Below are 22,193 nucleotides of genomic sequence, written 5' to 3'. Positions count from 1 at the left end.
ATTTTTATTTCTTAAATTTCAACGCAAGTTTACCTAAAAACGCCCCATTCTCCATCCATTCATGGGCTGTTGAAGCATCGCTCATGGGAAATACTTTAGACAATTGTGGTTGGAATGATTTTCCGATGAGTGGCCAAACATATTGGTGTACATCCCGTGTTAGCGGGATTTTGAAAGAAAGATCCCGAGCACGCAATGTACTTCCGGTCAAGAGGATACGTTTTTGCATTAATTTTAAAATATGAAGCTCTACCTTATGTCCTTTCATCGCATTGATATAAATCAAGCGACCGTCTGCCGCTAACAAGTCTAGGTTTTTCTGGAAATAATCACCGCCAATACTGTCTAATATGACATGCACATTCTCCGTCCGCAGCACCTCTTGAAAATCACTATCTCGATAATTGACGACCTTATCGGCCCCTAATTGTCGACAATACCTTTCCTTTTCCGCTGTGCTAACCGTCGTCAGCACCCGTGCTCCAAATGCTTTTGCGAGCTGTATGGCCGTGCTCCCAATTCCACCCGCTCCACCATGAACCAACAGCGTCTCTCCTTCCCGCAAAGCCCCCCGTCGAAACACATTGTCCCAGACGGTATACACGGTTTCTGGTAATACTGCCGCTTCTTCAAAGCTGACCCCTTCTGGAATCTGAAGACACATCTCCTGATGAGCCGCAACATATTCCGCATATCCACCTCCCGCCACGAGACAACATACGTTGTCTCCGACTTTCCACAATGTTACTGCCGTACCTACCTCAACAACAACCCCGGCCACCTCCAGTCCTGGAATATCCTCCACCACACCTACTGGCGCTGGATAATTTCCTTTTCGCTGAAAAATATCCGGACGGTTTATTCCCGCTGCGTTTACCTGTATCAATACTTCATTTTTCGCTATTGTGGGAATAGCTCGCTCTTGCAGCTCTAAAACCTCCGGACCACCTGCTTTCGTTATAACAATAGCTTTCATACCTATCTTTTTTTGGGATACTTCTGTAAACGCATGTTTAATGTAACCATAAAATAACGCCCAAGCCGATTATTTCGTGCCTCATATACATCATTACCTACGTATTCGCTGTACGTACCCATATTTTTATTCTGATCCAACAAATCGAACCCCTGTAAGCGTAGCAATGCCCGCTTATTATGCAAAAAAGAAAACTCCAGATAGGCATTGATGATCGTCGGATTGATATTCATAAAACTGCTGGCATACCCAGCATTGAATCGTTGTGACATCTCCGCACCTAACGTTACATGTTCTCCCAAATAGCTTTTGGTAGCCGCACTTGCCAATAAGCTATGTCCGGTAATTTTCGTCGTGTAAGGCCACGTATAACTCGCATTATTTAAAAGATAATTCGCATTAAACATGGATTCAAAATAATCGTTCCAGCTATAACGCAGTTGAGCAGACTGGGAGTATATGAATTGCCTGGTCGTATTTCGTTGGTCGTTCACATACGACAAATTATTATAATAATCCGTGTTTCCACTAATATCCAATTGTACATTCTCATTAAACAGAGGTGTGTTGAAGAGATAATACCATTTAATATCATAATAACCATCTGTATTTTTGAATGTGGTTTCCTGGATAGTAGAGCCGGAAATTGCAGTTTTATCAGATACAATTTTGTTAGCTACATAATTGTACGCAAAATTGGTTTCAAAATACTGTCCTCGGGACGTTACGAATTTTCGTAACGTCGTACTAATTCGGTTTGAAAATTCGGCTTTTAATTCTGGATTTCCGACGATAATATTTTGCGAGTTACTGTTATCCCTGATCGGGATGATATGTAAGAGATTAGGTTGATTATTTTTACCTACGTAATCAACACTCCAATCAGTTTCCTCATTTAACCGCCATTTAAACCCTGCCGTAGGCACTAGGTTAACATTTTCATACGTATACTGCATATCTTCCCGTGGAAGGAAACTGCTCAATTTTACGGGCTGCACCGCAAATCCAATATTTGCCCGGAAGGTTTTGTGGGGTGTATACAAATAATTCAATCCCATGCGGCTATTTCGAAAACGGTAATTATAGTTCACCCCTAATGAATCCACGTAGAAGAAATAGCCAAGTTCCTCCGATTTAAGCTTATCTTCCACGATTCGCTGTGTGGTCATATCCGTTAATTCATAATTGTACAAAAACTCTAATGTACTGTATGCAGAGAAAGGCTCAACGAAAGACACCGACGCCCTCACACCATCTGTTCCGTTTCGCTGTTGTATAAAATATCGCTGCTCAAACAAGCTATGTATTGGATCTATAGGTGTCGAATCTACAGAGACATAGCGATCGAGCACGTCTTCTAGTTTACGTTGGCTATTAAAGTTAAGCGAAACACTTCCTAATAACTTTCTACCTGGTTTTTGGAATGATTTGGCATATAGCATGTCAATATCTAAATTAGGATTTCGCTGATAGGATGAATCTTGATAAGTTCCTCTATTGGTTATTCTATTATTGTTAACCTGTCTCTTTCGGTTATTCCAAACATATACCCTACTATAGGAAAAAACCGGCTTTATTTCTAATACATCTTGATTTTGGAACCGATGTTTGAGTTCCGCTCTAAGTCTATGAAAATTATCATCGTTTGTTATATCATAATTTTCCTCATTAGAAATCCGGTTTCTAAGATAATCCGAATGCAGTATGGAATTTCCTTCCGTAAAATTTTTCTTTCGTGTAAAGCTGTAATTAGCGTTAAATTGTGTGTTTTCTGCTAAATTATCTGAAAAGCTAAACCCTAATGACCGTATATTATTGAGACCATCCGTAGGATCTACAAAATCATTAACATCAAAAAGTGATTTCTCCCGCTCTCCCATCCCGGTTGGTGATCCAAAAGAGAATAAACTTGTGTTTGTATTGTTTATAGAACCTACCAACGAAAACTCCTGTCCATCGTCAAAACGATTAATGCCTGCACTACCGATATAGCGTTCCCTGGTTCCGACACCAGCGGTCAATTGACCAAAGGAAATACGCTTACGATCCTCCTTAAGAACGATATTCAAAATTTTCTCCGGTTCTTCCGTTGTAAAACGCTTATCGGCAGAAAGCTCGTTGCGATAGTTTAATATCTGAATACTCTTGATAAAATCCGCAGGCAAATTGCGTGTTGCCGTCAAAACATCACCTCCGAAGAATTTCCGACCGTCTACCTGTACGGATGAAATGGGCTTTCCTTGTGCATAGACGGTTCCGTCGCGCGAAACCTGGATCCCCGGCAACTGCTTCAACGCCTCCTCTAAAAGGGAATTCGACCGAAAAGTAAACGCATCCATATTATATTGAACGGTGTCACCTGCATAGACGACCGGAATAGTTTTTAACACATACACTCCCTCGATTAATGAGCTCTGTGGCCGAAGCACGACATTCGGCATCACGATAAAGCTGGACAAGTTTTTAGATGACAGCGTTCTGTTCACAATTTGATGCCCCAACATACTATAAGACAACCGAATATCCACCCCCCTTATATCTTTAAAACGATAATATCCTGCATTGGAACTTATTACGGTAATTGTATCACGTGTGCTTGTCAATCGTATGGTAACACCTTTTAGTCTTGTTCCAACAGTATCCACTACAAATCCCTGAATCTGCCGTGGTTCGGTCTGGGCTTTTGCTCCAATCGAACCTAGCCCAACAAAAAAGAGCGTCGCAATCAGAAATATAAGATACCGATGATGTTCCACAAAAACTAACGTTTACGCATTTGTGTCAATATACAAAAAAAATGAAATTCAATAAAAGAAAAGCGGGTCATCTCCTATTGAAATGACCCGCCTATGTAATTTTTTCTGGAATTATTCTCCGTCAAATGTTACTTTAACTAAATGCTTATCTATTTCCCAACGACCAGTACCTTCTTCGCCAATCACATCAAACAATTCTAAAATACGGCGCGCCACATATTCTTCTTCTACTTGTTCTTCTAAGAACCATTGTACGAAATTAAATGTAACATAATCTTTCAGCTTCATACATTTGTCTGCTATGTTATTAAACTGTTCGGTAACATGCATTTCCTGCTCCAATGTTTGCTCAAACACGCCACGAAAAGATTCGAAGTCAACCGGTATATTTGTAATCTCAGGAGAGATCGCACGTCCTCCGCGGTTATTGATATAGTTAAATAACTTCAACATATGCTCTCGCTCTTCGTCTGCTTGTTTAGCAAAAAAAGTTGCAGAATTATCCAACCCTTGATCGTCACACCAGGAAGACATTGCTAAATAAAGTGCGGATGCGTGTGCTTCTACTTTTACCTGTGCATTTAATATATTTTCTATCTCCTCAGATAACGAAGATTTCAATTTCAATAGGTCTTTCATATTTATCTTGCTTAATATAATCTTATATACTTTAATAAACAACAATGTATTCCCCACATTGTTTGTACAAAGATAAACCAAGAAAACTCAAAATGGATAAAGAAAATACAATACAAATTAAGTCTAAATTACAGCTCGTCCGACTTAACTTGTTTAGAATCAGTACAATTAAAAGACTAGATAACAAGCAAAGCATCCTTACGAAGGATCTTCTTTATTTCGCTGTTTAGCTCTATCATGAACTTTGCTCCAGCCAAAATTTCCTTTAAATTTAGAATATCCTGAACGGAAAGAATAAAACACCTTTCTGTACGGTGAGGCATCATAATTTCAAAATCGGCAGCACGGGAAGTATCTGCCAACATACGCGCAATATCCATCCCATCTACACGTTTTTTTAATAGAAAGAAATCAGAAATCTTAAAGGCCGTTGTAGTATGTTGAAATTCGAGCCAATAGCAGTTTTTTCGACTACATTGGTACACGGTTCCGTGTGCTGTTTTGAATACTTCTTCTACGTGTGCTAATGGACAGATCATCGTTGTTAAAATTCGCTGAGCAAATATAGATGTTATTCAGATTCAATCCAAATAAATTAGTTGCAAAATATATAAAAAAAGCTGATCTCTCGATCAGCTTCTCTCTTTTTTGATTTGTTTCTTTTAAAATTCCTCTTCCGGATTACTCAATAACTCCTTGTGATTACTTACTGCTGTCCTGGTTTTCGTCTTATGTTTATTGATCTGTCGTCGTAGTGATTCTACGGCAAGATCAGTTGCTTCTTCGAAACTTTTCGCCTGTGCTTTGGCAAATAATTGGTTTCCAGGTATGTTCATCTTCAATTCCACCACTTTGTTGGCTTCATCGTCTACGTTTTCCAAACGAAGATAACATACGCTCTCGATGATGTTGTCCAAAAACTGTTCTAACTTAGCTGTTCTCTTTTTGATAAAATCAACTAATTTTTGATCAGCATCAAACTTGATAGATTGCACAGTAATGTTCATTTTTCCTCCTTTTTTTTAAGCCTTTGGATGGGCTTGTTTATAAATAGATTTTAATCTTTCTACAGAGTTATGCGTATAAACTTGTGTTGCCGCTAAACCAGCGTGTCCCAGTAATTCCTTGATGGCATTTAAATCCGCTCCATTATTCAAAAGTGTCGTAGCAAAGGTATGTCGTAATACATGCGGACTTTTTTTCTGCTGAGAGGTAATACGCCCTAGATATTGCCGTACTGTCCGATAAATCAAGGAACGATAAGCCTGCTTTCCTTCTTTGGTAACGATTAAATAGGTTGATTTGTTTTTAAAATCTTGTGCATATTTCAATATTAAATAGCGTCTGATTTCTTCCAACAGTGTTTGGTGTACAGGCACTAACCTTTCTTTACCCCGCTTTCCAAATATGCGTATCCTCCGATTATAGGTATCAATATCGCGTTCTTGAATCGCAAGCAATTCCGAAAGTCTTATACCCGTGCCAAACAATAACTCTAAAATAATAAAGTCACGTGCTTCCTCAAAGCTTTCCGAATCCATTGCCCCCCTATCTAACAATTCGACTATTTTTTCCTGCTCGACTACCACAGGTAATTTCCGGGGTGTTTTAAGTGCGTGCACCAACTGCATAGGGCTTGAAGTTACAACGCCTTCCCTGACTAGAAACTTATAAAAAGAACGCAAGGACGATATAGATCGGTTAATACTAGAAGCTTGTCTACCGTTCTCTTTCATTACCGCCAAATAATGTCGAATAACCCGATAGTCTACCTCTTCAAAAACGATTTCTTCGGTTGATAGAAAGTGGAGAAAACGATCTATTTCCAACGCATAAGCCAAAATGGTATGGGAGGAATAACGCTTCTCAAACTCCAAAAAACTTAAAAACCGTTGCTTATTCATCATCTATATCGTTCTTCTATAAATATAGCAAAAAGAGTGATGTAAAAAAATTTATTAGGAAATTTTAGGAAAAAGATGGCATAAAAAAAACTTAGCTCGCGGTGGCCCGCAAGCTAAGTTTTAAGCGATCAATAGTAAATGTTACAATTTCGTATTTACATCAATAGCGTTTAATTCGCTGAAGGCTTGTTTTAAACGTTCTACAAACGTTTCTTCACCTTTACGCAGCCAAACCCGCGGATCATAATATTTTTTATTTGGAGAATCCGCACCTTCCGGGTTCCCTATCTGGGCTTGCAAATAATCCCGATTTTTTGCTTCATAAGCGCGAATACCATCCCAGAATGCCCATTGCATGTCTGTATCAATATTCATTTTGATAGCGCCGTAGGAAATCGCTTCTGCAATTTCTTCTGGCGAAGATCCAGAACCACCGTGGAAAACAAAATTTACCGGTTTCTCAGCAGATAAATTAAATTTCTCCCGGATATATTCTTGTGAGTTATGTAAAATAACCGGTTGCAATTTCACATTACCAGGCTTGTATACCCCATGTACATTACCAAATGCCGCTGCTACCGTAAATTTATCGGAAACTTTGGATAGCTCTTCATATGCATAAGCTACTTCTTCCGGCTGTGTATACAATTTTGAGCTATCTACATCCGTATTATCTACACCGTCTTCCTCGCCGCCTGTTACACCTAATTCAATTTCAACCGTCATACCAAGCGGCTTCATGCGCTCTAAATATTTTCTGGAGATCTCTATATTCTCTTCAATTGGCTCCTCTGATAAATCTAACATATGCGAAGAGAACAACGGTTTTCCGTGTTGTGCGAAGAATTTTTCGCCCGCATCCAAAAGACCGTCAATCCATGGCAACAATTTTTTGGCAGCATGGTCAGTATGTAATATAACAGCTACTCCATAATGTTCCGCTAACAAATGTACGTGCTGTGCAGCTGATACAGCTCCCAAAATACAGGCTTGCAAACCGTCGTTATTCAATGATTTCCCAGCATAGAACTGAGCTCCACCATTGGATAATTGAATAATGACCGGTGAGTTCACCGCCTTCGCTGTTTCCAAAACAGCGTTGATCGAATTTGTTCCGATCACGTTGACCGCAGGTAATGCAAACTTATGTTCTTTAGCTATTTCAAATAGTTCTTGTACTTGATCGCCGGTTAAAACACCCTTAAAATCTTTTAGGCTCATATTTTTATTTTATTACTTGTGTTATTTGCGACTAAAGGTAGGGAGTTTTTTTGTTTTTTACAACTTAGTGTATTAAATACACAGCACCCGGTATAACGTATGTTGATAACCAGGCATCTGGCGTTAATATAGGATAATTATTTTAAACGACTGGGATAAAATCCCGCCAAAATTAGGAAACCTTAAAAATCTTTTTGGCAGGATATTACCCCATGGAAGACGTTTTTTTCAACGCTATTCCCTTCAAAAAACCGCACTTAAATATGTTTAAATGGTGTTTTTAGTTCCTGAGTAACAAAGGAATCAGAAAATAAAAAACGGACAAGTTTGCAAAAAAGTTGTCCAACAAAACAAAAGAATGGGGCAATAAACTTGCGTTGTTGTCCTGAGAAAGAAAAACATTGGGCAACAAAACAAAAAAGCCGTGCAAGGAATTTGTTTTATGTCACGATAAGCTTGTGCTATTGTCCTACGAAAGAAGAACATCGGGCAACAAAACAAAAAAGTCGGGCAAGGAGTTTGTTTTATGTCACGATAAGCTTGTGCTATTGCCCGGAGAAAGAAAACCATCGGGCAACAAAACAAAAAAGTCGGGCAAGGAATTTGTTTTATACCACGATAAACTTATGTTGTTGCCCGGAGAAAGAAAACCACCGGATAACAAAACAAAAAAGCCGGACAAGGAATTTGTTTTGTATCACAATATATTCGCGTTGCTGCACAAATAGCAAACGAAACAACACAATAACGGAAAAGAACACCACTAATTTTTAATAATATTAATATCTTTATCACATCAACGAATTTAAAAGAATAGCTAATGGCATTACAGGTATACGGAATCAAGAATTGCAACACAGTAAAAAAAGCCTTGACCTGGCTGGATGACAACAACATTTCTTATACGTTTCATGACTACAAAAAGGAGCCTGCAACCTTGGAGCAGCTCACGGGATGGGAAAAGAAAGTATCTTGGGAATCCTTGGTCAATAAAAAAGGAACAACCTGGCGAAAGCTGTCCGCAGAAGAGCAAGCGGAAGTCGTGGATGCAGCTACTGCCAACCACGTACTGTTAAAAAACAATAGTATGATTAAGAGACCCTTAATAGAATCACCTAAAGGGATTATACTTGGTTTCGACGAGGAGGAATACCAAGACAAACTTACATAGTGCTATGATTAAAAAAATAATTTGTACCTCGTTGAGTGCCGTCATGCTGGCCATAGGCCAAGTAAGTGCACAAACGAACAGTGTATACGACTATACAGAAGCTTTCGATCCCATTTTTTATACGCAAAACGGCTCACCCTATCGTTCTGCTAGTGGAAAACCAGGACATGCCTACTGGCAAAACAGAGCGGATTATACCATCCGTGTTTCCCTCGACGAACAGACCGATATCGTTTCGGGGCATTTGACCATCGACTATACCAACAATAGTCCGGATGATTTACAACATCTCTGGTTTCAACTGGATCAGAACCTCTTTCAGGAGGCATCACGTGGACAAGCGACCATTCCGCTGCAAGATAGTCGGTATGGCTCGGCAGCCTCTGATTTCAATGGCGGATTTCAATTAACAAATCTTCGTTTTTCCGATGGTTCAGTGGCAAATTACGAGGTTATCGATACTCGGATGCGATTGGAATTGCCTAAAGTATTAAAAGCTGGCGGTCAATCGGTTACCTTAGAAATGGAATTTTCATACACCGTTCCGGAATACGGAGCGGACAGGACAGGCATATTAGACACGAAGAATGGAAAGATATACACCATCGCGCAATGGTATCCTCGCGTATGTGTATATGATGATATTTTAGGCTGGAATACCGAACCGTATACAGGTCCGGGTGAATTTTATCTGGAGTTTGGAGATTACCGCGTAGAGATTGAAGCGCCTGCCGATCACATCGTCGTGGCAGGTGGAGAGCTCCTTAATCCGGCAGAAGTGTGGACCACCGAGCAGCTTGCCCGATATAAACAAGCATTTGAAAGTGAAAGAACAATCTTAATTCGATCGGCAGAAGAAGTGACCAACGCTGCTTCACGCCCGAACAAGAAACGTCTAACCTGGAAATATAAATTGGATAATGCGCATGACTTCGCCTGGGCCTCTTCCAAAGCTTTTATTATTGACGGTGCGAGGATCAATAATCCTAGTGGAAAAATTGCATTGGCCCTCTCTGCCTATCCTGCTGAAAGTAACGGTGGCAATGCTTGGGAGCGTTCTACGGAATATACGAAGGCATCTATCGAACATTACAGCAAAAAATGGCTTGAATACCCCTACCCAGTTGCTGTCAATGTGGCGTCTAACGTCGGCGGGATGGAATACCCGGCTATTTCTTTTTGTGGCGCTACCGCCAAAGCAGGTAACTTATGGGGCGTAACCGATCACGAATTCGGACACAACTGGTTTCCAATGATTGTAGGAAGCAACGAAAGGCTTCACGCATGGATGGATGAAGGCTTTAATACGTTTATCAACGGTTTATCGACTGAGGAATTCAATAAGGGAGAATATCATAAAAAGTTTGGAAATCGTAATAGTATGGCGCCGGCATTTTCCAGACCTGATTTAGAACCGATCATGTCTTCTCCCCAAAATATGAAAGAAAAAAATATTGGGATTCTTGCCTATTACAAACCTGCTTATGGCCTACGTTTGTTACGCGATGAGGTAATTGGTGCGGAGCGTTTTGACAGCGCATTCCGTAAGTATATTGCGCATTGGGCATACAAGCATCCTACACCCGATGATTTTTTTCGTACCATAGAAAATGAAACAGGCGAAAATCTAGCTTGGTTTTGGCGTGGTTGGTTTAAAAACAACTGGGCATTGGATCAAGCTGTCCGATCAGTAGAATATGAGGGGTTAGACCCAAAACATGGCGCTATTATAACGATTGATAATCTACAAAAGATGGCCATGCCTGTTGTCATCGAAGCAACCACCGTGTCCGGAAAAAAAATAAGGAAAAAACTTCCGGTTGAGATATGGCAACGTAATACATCTTGGCGCTTTAAACTGAAATCTACCGAAGCGCTTACGCGTGTGGTTATTGATCCCGACAATGTTTATCCAGACATGGACCCCTATAACAACGTGTGGCCCAATAATTAAGATGCGTGAGAAATAAGAAGATATAAGATAGACAAATATTCATGAGAAAACAGATACAACATTACGCGCTCCTTTTCCTTTTGTTGCTTTCCGGGCTGGGTATAAGCCGTTCGGCCAATGGGCAGGAAATCAAAGGGATTGTACACGAGCTGGAAAGCAGTCAGCGGTTGCGCGATGTAACCGTTAAAAACCTTCGGACAAACGAGACCACCCAGACCGATACGGAAGGTAATTTTACGGTAGGCGGACAAATCAATGATCTATTGACTTTTACACAGCCGGGATATGAAATAGACACGGCTTTTGTTTATCAAGAAGGGATACAGCGGGTCTATCTCATCCGTGACAGTAAAACCATCACGATCGATGAGGTTGTTATCAGTCGTCTTACTGACAGTCGTTTGGCATACGAAATCGAAAAAGCTAAAACTGAAGGACAGGTTACCGAGGCATCGCAAAACCGTGGTGGATTACGGATTTCACTTTCTCGTTTATTCGGAAGGCAGAGTAAAATGGCGCGCAATAACCTCGATCTTCTACTGGAAGAACAACATAATCGAAAAGTGGATCGGTTATTTAGTGCACAGGCTATTCGTGCCCTTGTACCACTTACAGATACAGAAATGGCACTCTTTAGAGAACAATTTCGCCCCTCACTTGAATTTATCGAAACAGCGTCGCCAGAAGATGTACGGGCTTATGTCCTTGATTCTTACAGCAAATTTAAATCTACGAAATAAGAAAGCACTGTCTCTATATATAATAATATTATGCTATATAAAAAGTCTATACCACAAATTATACAGGAAGCGAAGGAAAGTGGAGAGCACACCTTAAAACGAACACTTTCAAGTACCGGCTTGGTTTCTCTAGGTGTAGGCGCTATTATTGGAGCAGGGCTCTTCTCCCTAACGGGGATTGCTGCCGCTGAAAATGCAGGGCCTGCCGTTATCCTTTCATTCATTATCGCTGCCGTAGCCTGTTCTTTTGCCGGACTGTGTTATGCTGAGTTTGCCTCTATGATTCCGGTCGCCGGTAGTGCTTATACTTATTCCTACGCGACGATGGGTGAATTTATGGCATGGATTATCGGCTGGGACCTCGTGTTGGAATATGCGCTGGCCAGTGCCACGGTAGCCGTCAGTTGGTCGCATTATGTCAACGAGCTTTTAATGACTTTCGGCCTCACTATACCGCACGAATTTTTAAAAGGCCCTTGGGAAGGCGGCTACGTTAATATTCCGGCTATTCTTATTGTCTGCTTATTGTCCTTATTATTAATGAGAGGAACAAAAGAATCGTCGACAGTTAATAATATTCTGGTCATTCTAAAAGTGGCGGTGGTGCTTATTTTTATCACATTGGGATGGAGTTTCATTGATTCGTCCAACCATAAACCCTTTATCCCTACGAATGAAGGAGAAGAAATGTTGAAAAATGGTGAAATGGGTTTATGGGCATTCCTACGCAGCGACTACTTCGGCGAATTTGGTATTTCAGGTATTTTGCGAGCAGCAGGCGTGCTGTTCTTTGCCTTCGTCGGATTCGACGCAGTAAGTACTGCCGCACAGGAAGCTAAAGACCCCAAACGCGGCATGCCTATCGGTATTATCGGTTCACTTGTCGTATGTACGATTTTGTATGTACTTTTCTCTTATGTAATGACCGGGTTGGAAAACTATAAATCTTTCGAAGGTGACGCCAAGCCGGTTGCCACGGCATTTGCAAATACAGGTTATACTTTTCTAAATACAGCGTTGATCATCACCATCATTGCAGGCTATACATCTGTTATCCTCGTGATGTTGCTGGGACAGAGTCGGGTTTTTTACTCCATGAGCAAAGACGGCCTACTACCAAAGATGTTCTCCGATTTGTCCAAGAACCAGACACCATGGAAAACAAACGCGATATTTATGGTATTTGTTTCTTTATTTGCCGGCTTTGTACCTGTTTCTGACCTAGGCCATATGGTCAGTATAGGAACGTTATTTGCTTTTACCCTTGTCTGTATCGGTGTATTAGTTCTCCGCAAAACAAACCCCGAATTGGAACGGCCTTTTAAAACACCTTTAGTACCATTCCTGCCTATTTTGGGCGTTATTGTCTGTTTACTCCTCATGGCATCTTTACCGATAGAAAGTTGGGAACGCCTAGGAATATGGCTTCTTATCGGTATCGCCATCTATTGGTTCTATAGCCGAAAACACAGCAAAGTGCGGAAATCACAGCGATGACCTCTTTCCTTTATCCTTATAAAAGAAGAAGCTGTCTAGTTAGACAGCTTCTTCTTTTTTATCCTCCACTTTCAATTTGGGATGTTTTCTAGGTCTTTTCTTTCCATACGATCCCATGATAATTTTTCCTCTACGTGTTTTTTTATCTCCTTTACCCATAGCTTTTTGTATTTAAATATTACAATTATTGATCGATTGAAAGCAATTTAACAATTACTGCATGTAAATCCAAGTACTATAAGGAATTTATCTGATCTTTAACCCCTGCTGTAATTAGGTGCCTCTTTCGTAATCGAGATATTATGCGGATGTGATTCTCGTAACCCTGCACCCGTAATTCGTACAAATTGTGCTTCTTTCAATTTTTCGATGCTACCCGCACCACAATATCCCATAGATGCTCTTAGTCCACCGATATACTGATATACCACTTCTGCTAATGTTCCTTTATAAGGCACACGTCCCACAATTCCCTCGGGCACTAATTTTTTAATATCCTCTTCCACATCTTGGAAGTAACGGTCTTTAGAACCTTTTTCCATGGCTTCTACTGAACCCATCCCCCGGTACGACTTAAATTTACGACCTTCGTAGATGATTGTTTCGCCAGGTGCTTCTTCTACCCCAGCAAATAATGAACCCGCCATAATCGTATCGGCTCCTGCTGCAATAGCTTTTGCGATATCGCCTGTTTGTTTAATACCACCATCGGCAATCAATGGAACACCAGACCCCCTTAGGGCTTTAGCTACCTCATAAACCGCGTATAATTGTGGTACTCCTACACCTGCAATAATCCGTGTAGTACAGATGGAGCCTGGGCCAATCCCAACTTTTACAGCATCCGCACCAGCTTCTGCCAATGCTTTTGCTGCTGCACCAGTCGCAATATTGCCTACAATAACCTGTAGTTCCGGAAAAGCAGATTTAACTTCTTTTAGCTTTTCAATCACTCCCTTCGAATGTCCATGCGCTGTATCAATAGTCACCACATCCACTCCTGCTTTTACTAAAGCGGTAACGCGTTCTAGGGTATCGACCGTTACGCCGACTGCTGCACCCACTAATAGACGACCATGGCCATCTTTGGCCGCGTTTGGATAGTGTCTATATTTCTGAATATCTTTAAACGTAATAAGACCTTTCAAATTTCCATCAGTGTCTACGACGGGCAGCTTTTCTATTTTATGGTTTTGTAAAATTTCCTCTGCGCGAATCAAATCGGTTCCCTCAGGTGCCACGACTAAGTTGGTCTTTGTCATAAGCTCATTGATGGGCTTCGACATATCTTTCTGAAAGCGAAGATCACGATTGGTCACAATACCGACAAGCTTTCTGTCTCCGTTAATGATGGGGATACCTCCTATCTTATGCTCTTTCATAATTTTAAAAGCATCGCCGACAGTCGATCCTTCCAACAACGTTACCGGATCCTGGATCATCCCGCTTTCCGAGCGCTTTACTTTGCGTACTTCTGCTGCCTGTTCGTCAATAGACATGTTTTTATGTAACATCCCTATCCCCCCCGCTTGTGCGATAGCTATAGCTAAGTCAGCTTCTGTTACTGTATCCATGGCGGCCGATACTAACGGAATATTTAAGCGGATTTTTTTTGTAAACTGCGTGCTCGTGTCGACATCACGAGGTAAAATTTCTGAATAAGCAGGGATCAATAAAACATCGTCGTATGTAAGACCTTCTGCTACGAATTTTTGTGGATCTAATTGCATATGGCAAATATCTTTGGAGTTTCTATTTGCCAGGCAAAATTACGATTTTTTTTGAGATTATCAAAAATTATCATTTTTTTATATCGACAATAGAACGCTTTGACAATAGGCTTACACTTGCTTTGTTAATATGCATTCTTGTATCATTTTGATAGTTTGGCAAACTATTTGCATTGATGTAATTTAAAAAAACCAACTTATCGATAATCGGTAAGTTTTGAAATTATATTAGAGAAGTATATCATGAAAAAAGTATTTTTATCATTATTGGCAGCTTCGTTCGTCGCTATCGGCGCACAAGAGGCAAATGCGCAAGCCCGTTATCGAACAGCCTTAGGGTTGGGGATTGACGTCGGAGACGGCCCTACATTGGTGGGCCCGCAAATAAAGCATTTTTTTGACGGTGCAAATGCTGGAAATGCCCAAGTACTATTCGGGGACGATGTTACGGTATTAGGGGTTGATTATTCTTACAATCAGGCTATAGCTGGAACCAATGGATTAAATTGGTACGTAGGCGTAGGTCCCCAGCTTGCCTTCGTCGACGGTGGACGCTGGTGGTATGATAATAGAGATGGTGATCGCACCTTTTTTGCTTTACGTCCTGCTGCTGGTTTAGAGTTTAAAATTCCGTCTGCGCCATTGGCTTTCCACTTCGATTGGAAACCGTGGTGGAACCTTACACACAACAGCAATTTTGAGCCGGCACGCTTTACGTTGGGATTTAAATTTACATTAAAATAGATATAGAACAGGGTAATTAAGAAGTTAGAAGGTTATAAAGTTAAGGAAGTCTCTTTCTCACTCCTTAACTTTATAACTTCCTAACCTTAGAATATCATCGAGATGTCGGTATATCAAACAGGTATACCGATATTTTTTTTAAAAAGCGGAACAAATACTATCTTTGCACTAGATTATATGATTAAGCTAGAGCAAGTCAGCAAAATATTCTATAAGAAAAAAAAGGAGATTCAGGCGCTCCTAAATATTACGCTCCATATCCATAAAGGGGATATTTTCGGTATTATCGGTTATTCCGGTTCAGGTAAGAGTACGCTTGTGCGTACCATTAACCTCTTGGAACGTCCCACTTCGGGAAACATATTCTTGTCGGGGCAGAATATTGTGTCGCTTTCGGAGCAAGAATTAATTCCTCTTCGACGGAAAATAGGGATGATTTTCCAACATTTTAACTTACTTTCTTCTCGCACGGTTTTTGACAACATTGCTTTTCCGCTAGAACTAACAGGAATGCCTAAAGCAGAAATAAAGAAAAAAGTAAGTAGCCTGCTCCATATGGTAGATTTATCAGAAAAACGAGACGAATATCCTGCTGCATTATCTGGCGGACAAAAACAGCGTGTAGCGATTGCCCGAGCATTGGCTTCTGACCCGGAGATTCTGCTTTGCGATGAAGCGACCAGTGCGCTAGATCCACAAACAACCCGGGCCATCCTTTCGCTTTTGAGACGTATAAACCGCGAACTGGGCATCACCATCGTTTTGATCACCCATCAGATGGAAGTTGTGCGCGCCATCTGTAAACGGGCAGCTGTTATCTCTCAGGGCCAGCTCGTTGAAGAAAATGAGATGAACGAATTATTTAAATATCCGAAATCATCTATTACACAGGAATTGCTGAATCCAGCATGGACAATTGATTAACAAGAACAGTTATGTCAGAAGCAACATTTTGGTTATTAGCAAAAGGCACTTGGGAAACGATCGCCATGACATTTTCTGCCGGATTCTTCAGTTTTCTACTTGGGCTTCCACTAGGCATATTATTATTTTTAACACGGGAGCGACAATTACTCGCCAACAAGTCGTTAAATACTACGATTGCATTTTTCGTCAACATTTTCCGTTCGATTCCTTTCATCATTCTCATCGTATGGATGATCCCCTTCACACGTGCTTTAGTAGGTACATCGATTGGTATGAATGCCGCTATAGTACCGCTAAGCATCGGTGCTGCACCATTTGTAGCACGACTGATAGAGAACTGTCTACTAGAAATCCCTTATGGCATCATTGAAGCAGCGCGCTCGATGGGGGCGACAACAATGCAGATTGTACGCAAAGTGCTGATTCCTGAAGCTCTTCCTGCAATAATCAACAGTACTTCCCTTACCCTTATCACGCTAGTGGGATATTCTGCTATGGGTGGTGCCGTAGGTGCTGGAGGTTTAGGACATATTGGTTATCAGTATGGTTATGTAGGTTATGATGCATTCATTATGAATGTGGTGTTGGTATTGTTGATCGGCATTGTATTTGGTATACAGTTTATCGGCGATCGACTATCGAAATACGTGGATCATAGGAAGTGAAGCGTTATGAATGATGAATTATAAGTGATAAGATATGCACAAGATGATTAAATCTTTATTTAGTTCGGCTATTATTATAGCTACCCTTTTATCCTGTGGCGGGGCTAACCGTTCTGCTGATATCCTTCGTGTCGGTGTACAAGCGGGTCCTGAATACAGTTTGGCAGAAGAAGCCAAAAAAGTTGCAAAAGAAAAATATAATTTAGAAGTCGAACTGGTTTCTTTTAACGATTACGTTATGCCGAATGAAGCGCTACATCAGGGTGACATTGATGTAAACGTCTTCCAAACCACTCCGTATTTAGATAATCAAATGGCAAGTCGCGGCTATAAATTAGCCATTGTTGGAAATACGTTTGTTTACCCTATGGCAGGTTATTCTAAGAAAATAAAAAACATAAGTGAACTCAAACCCGGGGCTACGGTAGTTATCCCGAATGATCCCACCAACTTGGGCAGAGCACTTTTGCTCATGCAGGAAGTCGGGTTGATTCAGCTTAAAGATAACGTAGGATTACTACCTAATTTACAAGATATTACGGAAAACAAATTAAATCTAAAGATCTTGGAACTGGAAGCTCCGCAACTGCCGCGCACATTGGATGACGATAAAGTCGCTGTAGCAGTGATTAATAACAATTTTGCTGCGAGCCACGGCCTCATTGCAAAAAATGATGGAATTTTTATCGAAAACGAGAAGTCTCCCTATGTAAATATCATCGTGAGTCGGGAAGATAATAAGGAGAATGAAAAAGTATTAAGTTTTGCAAAAGCTTATCAATCAGAAGAAGTAGAGGCTGTAGCGGAAAAGGTATTTAAAGGCGGGGCTATAAAAGGGTGGTAATTTCTTTTCTTTTTTTCTCTCAAAAAAAGAAACAAAAACCGACCAGAGGAAGCTCATGAATACCAAAATAAACACGAATTCATAAAAGTCGCCGCTTTAAAATTTGATGCGTCCCTCTACCCCGCACATTTCCCGCATCGAGAATAGTTTTGATAGAATGGGGTACTACAAAAATGATATTTCTACCGTTATCAAAATTTTTCATTTGGCATTAAGGAGTTAATGGAGGGATAATACAATTGCATGACCCCTCTCTTAACATAAAAAGTTATTAACGATTAGGAACCGTCCATAAAAATATCGTACTTCCATCTACCGTGATGGTTTTTTCGGCTTCCCAATCGCCCATATCAAACGCATGCGATACCACGCGCGTTCCCGGCTTCAATTCTTTTAAAATTTTGGATCGCAATTTTAAATTGACCTCCGGGAGTAAATAAAGCGTCAATACATCTGCCTTGCTAAAGTCAAAATCAAACAGATTTCCCTGTACAAAAGTTACTTTATCAGTTACACCTGCTTCTTTTGCATTTTCATTTGCTTCTCTGATACGTTGTGGATCAATGTCTACACCCGTAGAGATAGCACCACGTTTAGCAGCAGAAATCGCAATACGTCCATCACCACAACCTAAGTCATAATGAACATCCCCTGCTTTCACACCTGCCAAATCCAACATGGCATCTACGACTGGTTGTTTTGTAGGTACATAAGGCACGTCTAGATTAGGTGTTTGTGCAAATACCTGAAAGCCTACTAATAAGCAAAGAACTAGTAAATAATTTTTCAATGCATTCATCTTGTTTTAATTTAAAGGGTCAAAAAATATATTTTATCTATTATTTCGATTTTGGTATGAAAAAGAAAAAAACAGTACCTAACAGCAACACGCCTACTCCAAGCCAAGCTCCTCTTCCGGCAAACATTAAGCTGGAATAGAGCAAGTAAATGGAGGTCAAACAAAATATAATCGGAAGCACCGGGTATAGTGGCACTTTGAACGGACGGGGGGCATGAGGCTCTTTATAGCGTAAGACAAACAGCGACACCCCTGTACATAAAATAAAAAACCAGAAAATCGGTGCCGTAAAATCTACCATAGATTCAAATCCACTACGGGCAAAAGAGCCTACAATGATCAAAAAGATGGCTATTACACCCTGTGTCACAAGTGCATTAACTGGCGTGGAAGTTTTGGATTTCCAGGTGCGCATGAAAGAAAAAACAGAAAAATCCCGCCCTAACGCATGATTGGTGCGTGCCCCCGTAAAGATGGTTGCATTGGTAGACGTCAATGCTGCCAGAATAACCAATAAGCCTATAAAAAACACACCCGTGTCTCCCATAACAACACGCATGGTTTCTACACCAACTGCTTCCGAAGAAGCTAGTCCATCAATACCCAAAACATGGAGATAAGCCATATTTATCAACAGATAGATCACCGTAATAATAAGAATGCTGGCGATCATTACCAGTGCCATCTTTTTACTACCGCCGCGCATCTCGGAGGATATATATCCTGCCTCATTCCATCCGCCAAATGTTAATAGTACCATTACCATCGCTCCACCTATTGCTGCTGTTATACCTGAACTTACGGGAGCAACAGTTGTGCTGGCGCTACTTTCGGGCGCAAAAAAAAGACCGGCAACAATTAAGACGAACAATCCGATAAACTGCAGGCTGACCAACAGCTTTTGTGCTCCTGTACCAACATGTACCCCGATAATATTGACAAGTGTTAGCCCAATAACCACTATTGCGGCATAAATAGACGAAGAAAATGTGCCTAAGCTATACAATTCACTCATATAGTCGCCTACGATAAAAGCCAACAATGCGATGGAACCTGTTTGGATAATACTCATCCTTGCCCAAGCAAATAGAAAAGCAAAACGCCGACCGAAAGCACGATGCAAAAAATGATAATCACCACCGGTATTGGGGAAAGCCGTGCTCAACTCGGCATAACACATCGCGCCGATTAATGATATTACACCTCCTAAAACCCATACGCCAAAAAATAATTCCGAGCTTCCTGTATTTGCTGCAACAATAGATGGAGTTCGGAAAATACCGGCTCCGACAACAATGCCGACGATAACAACAATAGCATCAATTACACTTAAAACTTGTTTGGGGTGGGTTGATTTATGGGGATTAGCGGCACCATTACTGTTGGCCTCCGTTATGTTTTCAATAGTGGTTTTCAGGTTCTGCGTGTCTTTCATGCGCGCTTTCCATTTTGTAGAGTTATGTATTATTCCTTACATAATAGTACAAACAACTAGCCAAATTGTTTCTATTTTTTTACGCTTAACTTACGAAAAATGCATTATCTTCCGGCGCGCTTGACTCCAAACTAATCATAAAATTCCGTACCTTTGCCCTGTTTTTATTTTGAGAAACCAAATTTATGCAAAATATTTATTCATCCCGACCTTATGCTGCGATCACTGCTATCGGTGGCTACCTTCCACAAGGACGACGAACTAACTTTGATTTAGAACAGGTATGCGATACGTCGGACGAATGGATCGTAAAACGTACCGGAATTAAAGAGCGTCGTATTTTAGAACAGGGATTGGCCACCTCGGATATGGCCGTTATGGCTATCCGGGATTTGTGCACACGCTACGATAAAGATATTTCTGCAATAGATGCTATCATTGTCGCCACTTCAACACCAGACATGCTGATGCCTGCAACAGCAAATATTATAGCACAAAAACTAAACTTAAAAAATGTGTGGGCTTTTGATATGAATGCTGCTTGTTCGGGATTTCTATATGCATTGGATATGGGGGCGTCGTTAGTAGAAACGGAGCGATACAAAAATGTACTCGTTGTCGGAGCGGACAATATCAGTGCATTTGTCAATATCCATGACCGTTCTACCAATATTCTTTTTGGTGACGGGGCTGGCGTAATCTGGTTAGAACCGTCCGCAGAAGCAGGTATCATTGATGCCTTTATGCAAAGTAACGGCGACGGACGTGAGTTCTTAAATATTGAAGGCGGCGGCTCTCTACACCCTACCCATGATGATATATTTAGTGATGAACGTAGGTATTTGCGACAAGACGGAAAAGTCGTATTTAAACAGGCTGTACAGTCCATGAGCAATGCATGCAAAAGCGTACTGCAACGCAACCAACTGGGTATAGAGCATATAGACTGGTTAGTGCCACATCAAGCTAATAAACGTATTATCGATGCTGTCGGTAAGGAGATTAATATCCAAGAGGACAAAACACTGACCAATATTGAGTATCGTGGTAATACGATTGCAGCAACCATTCCCTTATGTATCTGGGAAAATATTAAGCTGATACAAAAAGGTGATCTATTGATGTTGACCGCATTCGGCGCGGGGTTCTCTTGGGGCGCCAGCTTGTTACGATGGATGATATAGATATCAAAATATATACTTATATTCATTCCAGGCTTTAGTTTTCATGGATATGCGTATAAAATCTCTCACCCCATGGTTATTTGTGGTTTTCATATTATCGACTTTCATAGCATGCAGTGTTGTAAAAGACGCACATATACAGCAACAAACGGTAGTTAGTAATTGCAACCAACAAAATATCTACGATTATACGGAGGATGATATGCCACAACCTCTTCATACACTCCCTATCGATAAGACCTTATCTACTTATTTAAGCTATGAAAATTTAAATATGGCTAATGCGATTGGTATTTTAACCGATCTCACGTCTTATGTTCGTTTAAAAAATGATAATAATCCCGCAGATCTTGAAAAACGAATTAGCCTCCTGGAATTAAAACAACGCATCGATCATAAAATTAATATGGCTTCTCTTGAAGTCTCTGCAATAGCTTCGGAAATGGATTGTGAAGAAGAACGAACCAGCCAAGTCGCCAATTATTTAAAAGGTGGAGAGAGTGAACTAGAATCTAAACTTACGGTAGCGGCCATTGTAGTAGGTGCAGCGGGTGCTATTACGACAGGTGGTGTTATAAAAAACGAAACGGCAAGCAATACGGTCGGAATTGCGACTGGTATTACCGAAGCCTCGTTAGGTCTAATAATGCTCTTCAACAATCGAAAGATTGACTTCTATCATGAACGAAACGCGCTTCGGGAAGTTTGGAAGGGAAAAAAAGTTTCTTCTAACTTCCCACCGTCTGTATGGTACTATCTCAATTATAATGACCCCACGAACGAGACGCCGTCAGTTAGAATGCAAATCATTGACAAATGGAAAAACTTTGGGCAGATTTCGGAGGAAGAAAATGCATCCATCGAGCAAATATATTTTGGGAACGGTGGTAAATATACAACCGAACAACTGGCCAATCGGGCTGATATGTACGATCAGCTCGAATCTCATATCACTTTAATGAAACAAGATTTGAAATCACTGTCGTTAGCACTCGAAAAGCTTTGAT

21 protein-coding genes are annotated in these 22,193 nt (G+C 40.7%); 10 read left to right on the top strand and 11 right to left on the bottom strand.

Annotated features, from left to right (window positions below; all coding sequences use genetic code 11):
- Nucleotides 1-4: 4 nt before the first annotated feature.
- The 7 genes from EWE74_RS03365 to fbaA all read right to left on the bottom strand — a co-directional run bounded on the left by EWE74_RS03365 (nt 5) and on the right by fbaA (nt 7,496).
- Nucleotides 5-976: an NAD(P)H-quinone oxidoreductase gene (locus EWE74_RS03365; RefSeq protein ID WP_130140106.1), complete on the bottom strand. Its 972-nt coding sequence runs from the start codon at nt 974-976 to the stop codon at nt 5-7.
- Between the two features lie 2 nt (nt 977-978).
- Entirely contained in the window at nt 979-3,732 is a 2,754-nt protein-coding gene (locus tag EWE74_RS03360) for a TonB-dependent receptor (RefSeq protein WP_239018542.1), read from the bottom strand.
- Nucleotides 3,733-3,843: 111 nt separating this feature from the next.
- Nucleotides 3,844-4,371, bottom strand: coding sequence for a ferritin (locus EWE74_RS03355; RefSeq protein WP_130140105.1), 528 nt, complete (start codon nt 4,369-4,371; stop codon nt 3,844-3,846).
- 176 nt (nt 4,372-4,547) lie between these two features.
- A complete protein-coding gene (locus EWE74_RS03350; RefSeq protein WP_130140104.1) occupies nt 4,548-4,910 on the bottom strand; it encodes a hypothetical protein in 363 nt (120 codons plus the stop codon).
- Nucleotides 4,911-5,033: 123 nt separating this feature from the next.
- Nucleotides 5,034-5,378: a ribosome hibernation-promoting factor, HPF/YfiA family gene (hpf, locus tag EWE74_RS03345; protein ID WP_130140103.1), complete on the bottom strand. Its 345-nt coding sequence runs from the start codon at nt 5,376-5,378 to the stop codon at nt 5,034-5,036.
- 15 nt (nt 5,379-5,393) lie between these two features.
- On the bottom strand, nt 5,394-6,278 hold the full coding sequence (locus tag EWE74_RS03340) for a tyrosine-type recombinase/integrase (RefSeq protein ID WP_317125934.1): 885 nt from the start codon (nt 6,276-6,278) through the stop codon (nt 5,394-5,396).
- 138 nt (nt 6,279-6,416) lie between these two features.
- Entirely contained in the window at nt 6,417-7,496 is a 1,080-nt protein-coding gene (gene fbaA / locus EWE74_RS03335; RefSeq protein WP_130140102.1) for a class II fructose-bisphosphate aldolase, read from the bottom strand.
- A gap of 820 nt (nt 7,497-8,316) precedes the next feature.
- On the opposite strand from fbaA, the gene EWE74_RS03330 reads away from it, so the two are divergent.
- The 4 genes from EWE74_RS03330 to EWE74_RS03315 are packed head-to-tail and all read left to right on the top strand — an operon-like array spanning nt 8,317 to nt 12,858.
- Nucleotides 8,317-8,667: an ArsC family reductase gene (locus EWE74_RS03330; protein WP_130140101.1), complete on the top strand. Its 351-nt coding sequence runs from the start codon at nt 8,317-8,319 to the stop codon at nt 8,665-8,667.
- 4 nt (nt 8,668-8,671) lie between these two features.
- A complete protein-coding gene (locus EWE74_RS03325; protein WP_130140100.1) occupies nt 8,672-10,621 on the top strand; it encodes a M1 family metallopeptidase in 1,950 nt (649 codons plus the stop codon).
- A 41-nt stretch (nt 10,622-10,662) separates the two neighbouring features.
- The gene (locus EWE74_RS03320; protein WP_130140099.1) at nt 10,663-11,361 is read left to right on the top strand and encodes a hypothetical protein; all 699 of its coding nucleotides are present in this window, start codon (nt 10,663-10,665) and stop codon (nt 11,359-11,361) included.
- Nucleotides 11,362-11,391: 30 nt separating this feature from the next.
- A complete protein-coding gene (locus tag EWE74_RS03315) occupies nt 11,392-12,858 on the top strand; it encodes an amino acid permease (protein ID WP_130140098.1) in 1,467 nt (488 codons plus the stop codon).
- 39 nt (nt 12,859-12,897) lie between these two features.
- Here the strand turns inward: EWE74_RS03315 and EWE74_RS03310 are convergent, their stop codons facing one another.
- Together EWE74_RS03310 and guaB are read right to left on the bottom strand one after the other, a co-directional pair.
- Nucleotides 12,898-13,017: a 30S ribosomal protein THX gene (locus EWE74_RS03310; protein ID WP_130140097.1), complete on the bottom strand. Its 120-nt coding sequence runs from the start codon at nt 13,015-13,017 to the stop codon at nt 12,898-12,900.
- 98 nt (nt 13,018-13,115) lie between these two features.
- Entirely contained in the window at nt 13,116-14,588 is a 1,473-nt protein-coding gene (gene guaB, locus EWE74_RS03305) for an IMP dehydrogenase (RefSeq protein WP_130140096.1), read from the bottom strand.
- Between the two features lie 243 nt (nt 14,589-14,831).
- Here guaB and EWE74_RS03300 point away from each other — a divergent pair, with 243 nt between their 5' ends.
- The 4 genes from EWE74_RS03300 (at nt 14,832) to metQ (ending at nt 17,768) form a co-directional block, all read left to right on the top strand.
- On the top strand, nt 14,832-15,332 hold the full coding sequence (locus tag EWE74_RS03300) for a hypothetical protein (RefSeq protein ID WP_130140095.1): 501 nt from the start codon (nt 14,832-14,834) through the stop codon (nt 15,330-15,332).
- Between the two features lie 177 nt (nt 15,333-15,509).
- On the top strand, nt 15,510-16,256 hold the full coding sequence (locus tag EWE74_RS03295; RefSeq protein ID WP_130140094.1) for a methionine ABC transporter ATP-binding protein: 747 nt from the start codon (nt 15,510-15,512) through the stop codon (nt 16,254-16,256).
- Nucleotides 16,257-16,267: 11 nt separating this feature from the next.
- On the top strand, nt 16,268-16,924 hold the full coding sequence (gene metI, locus EWE74_RS03290) for a methionine ABC transporter permease MetI (RefSeq protein WP_130140093.1): 657 nt from the start codon (nt 16,268-16,270) through the stop codon (nt 16,922-16,924).
- Between the two features lie 43 nt (nt 16,925-16,967).
- A complete protein-coding gene (metQ, locus tag EWE74_RS03285; protein WP_130140092.1) occupies nt 16,968-17,768 on the top strand; it encodes a methionine ABC transporter substrate-binding lipoprotein MetQ in 801 nt (266 codons plus the stop codon).
- Nucleotides 17,769-18,039: 271 nt separating this feature from the next.
- Here the strand turns inward: metQ and EWE74_RS03280 are convergent, their stop codons facing one another.
- Both EWE74_RS03280 and EWE74_RS03275 read right to left on the bottom strand, forming a co-directional pair.
- Entirely contained in the window at nt 18,040-18,567 is a 528-nt protein-coding gene (locus EWE74_RS03280; protein ID WP_130140091.1) for a class I SAM-dependent methyltransferase, read from the bottom strand.
- 40 nt (nt 18,568-18,607) lie between these two features.
- A complete protein-coding gene (locus EWE74_RS03275) occupies nt 18,608-20,002 on the bottom strand; it encodes an APC family permease (protein ID WP_130140090.1) in 1,395 nt (464 codons plus the stop codon).
- A 185-nt stretch (nt 20,003-20,187) separates the two neighbouring features.
- On the opposite strand from EWE74_RS03275, the gene EWE74_RS03270 reads away from it, so the two are divergent.
- Nucleotides 20,188-21,186: a beta-ketoacyl-ACP synthase III gene (locus EWE74_RS03270; protein WP_130140089.1), complete on the top strand. Its 999-nt coding sequence runs from the start codon at nt 20,188-20,190 to the stop codon at nt 21,184-21,186.
- 49 nt (nt 21,187-21,235) lie between these two features.
- Entirely contained in the window at nt 21,236-22,192 is a 957-nt protein-coding gene (locus tag EWE74_RS03265; RefSeq protein ID WP_130140088.1) for a hypothetical protein, read from the top strand.
- The last annotated feature ends 1 nt before the right edge of the window (nt 22,193 follow it).

It is taken from the genome of Sphingobacterium corticibacterium (assembly GCF_004208525.1).
Classification (GTDB): Bacteria; Bacteroidota; Bacteroidia; order Sphingobacteriales; family Sphingobacteriaceae; genus Sphingobacterium; species Sphingobacterium corticibacterium.
Note: the sequence above shows the minus strand (reverse complement) of the source record. Positions and strands in the feature narration are given on the sequence as shown.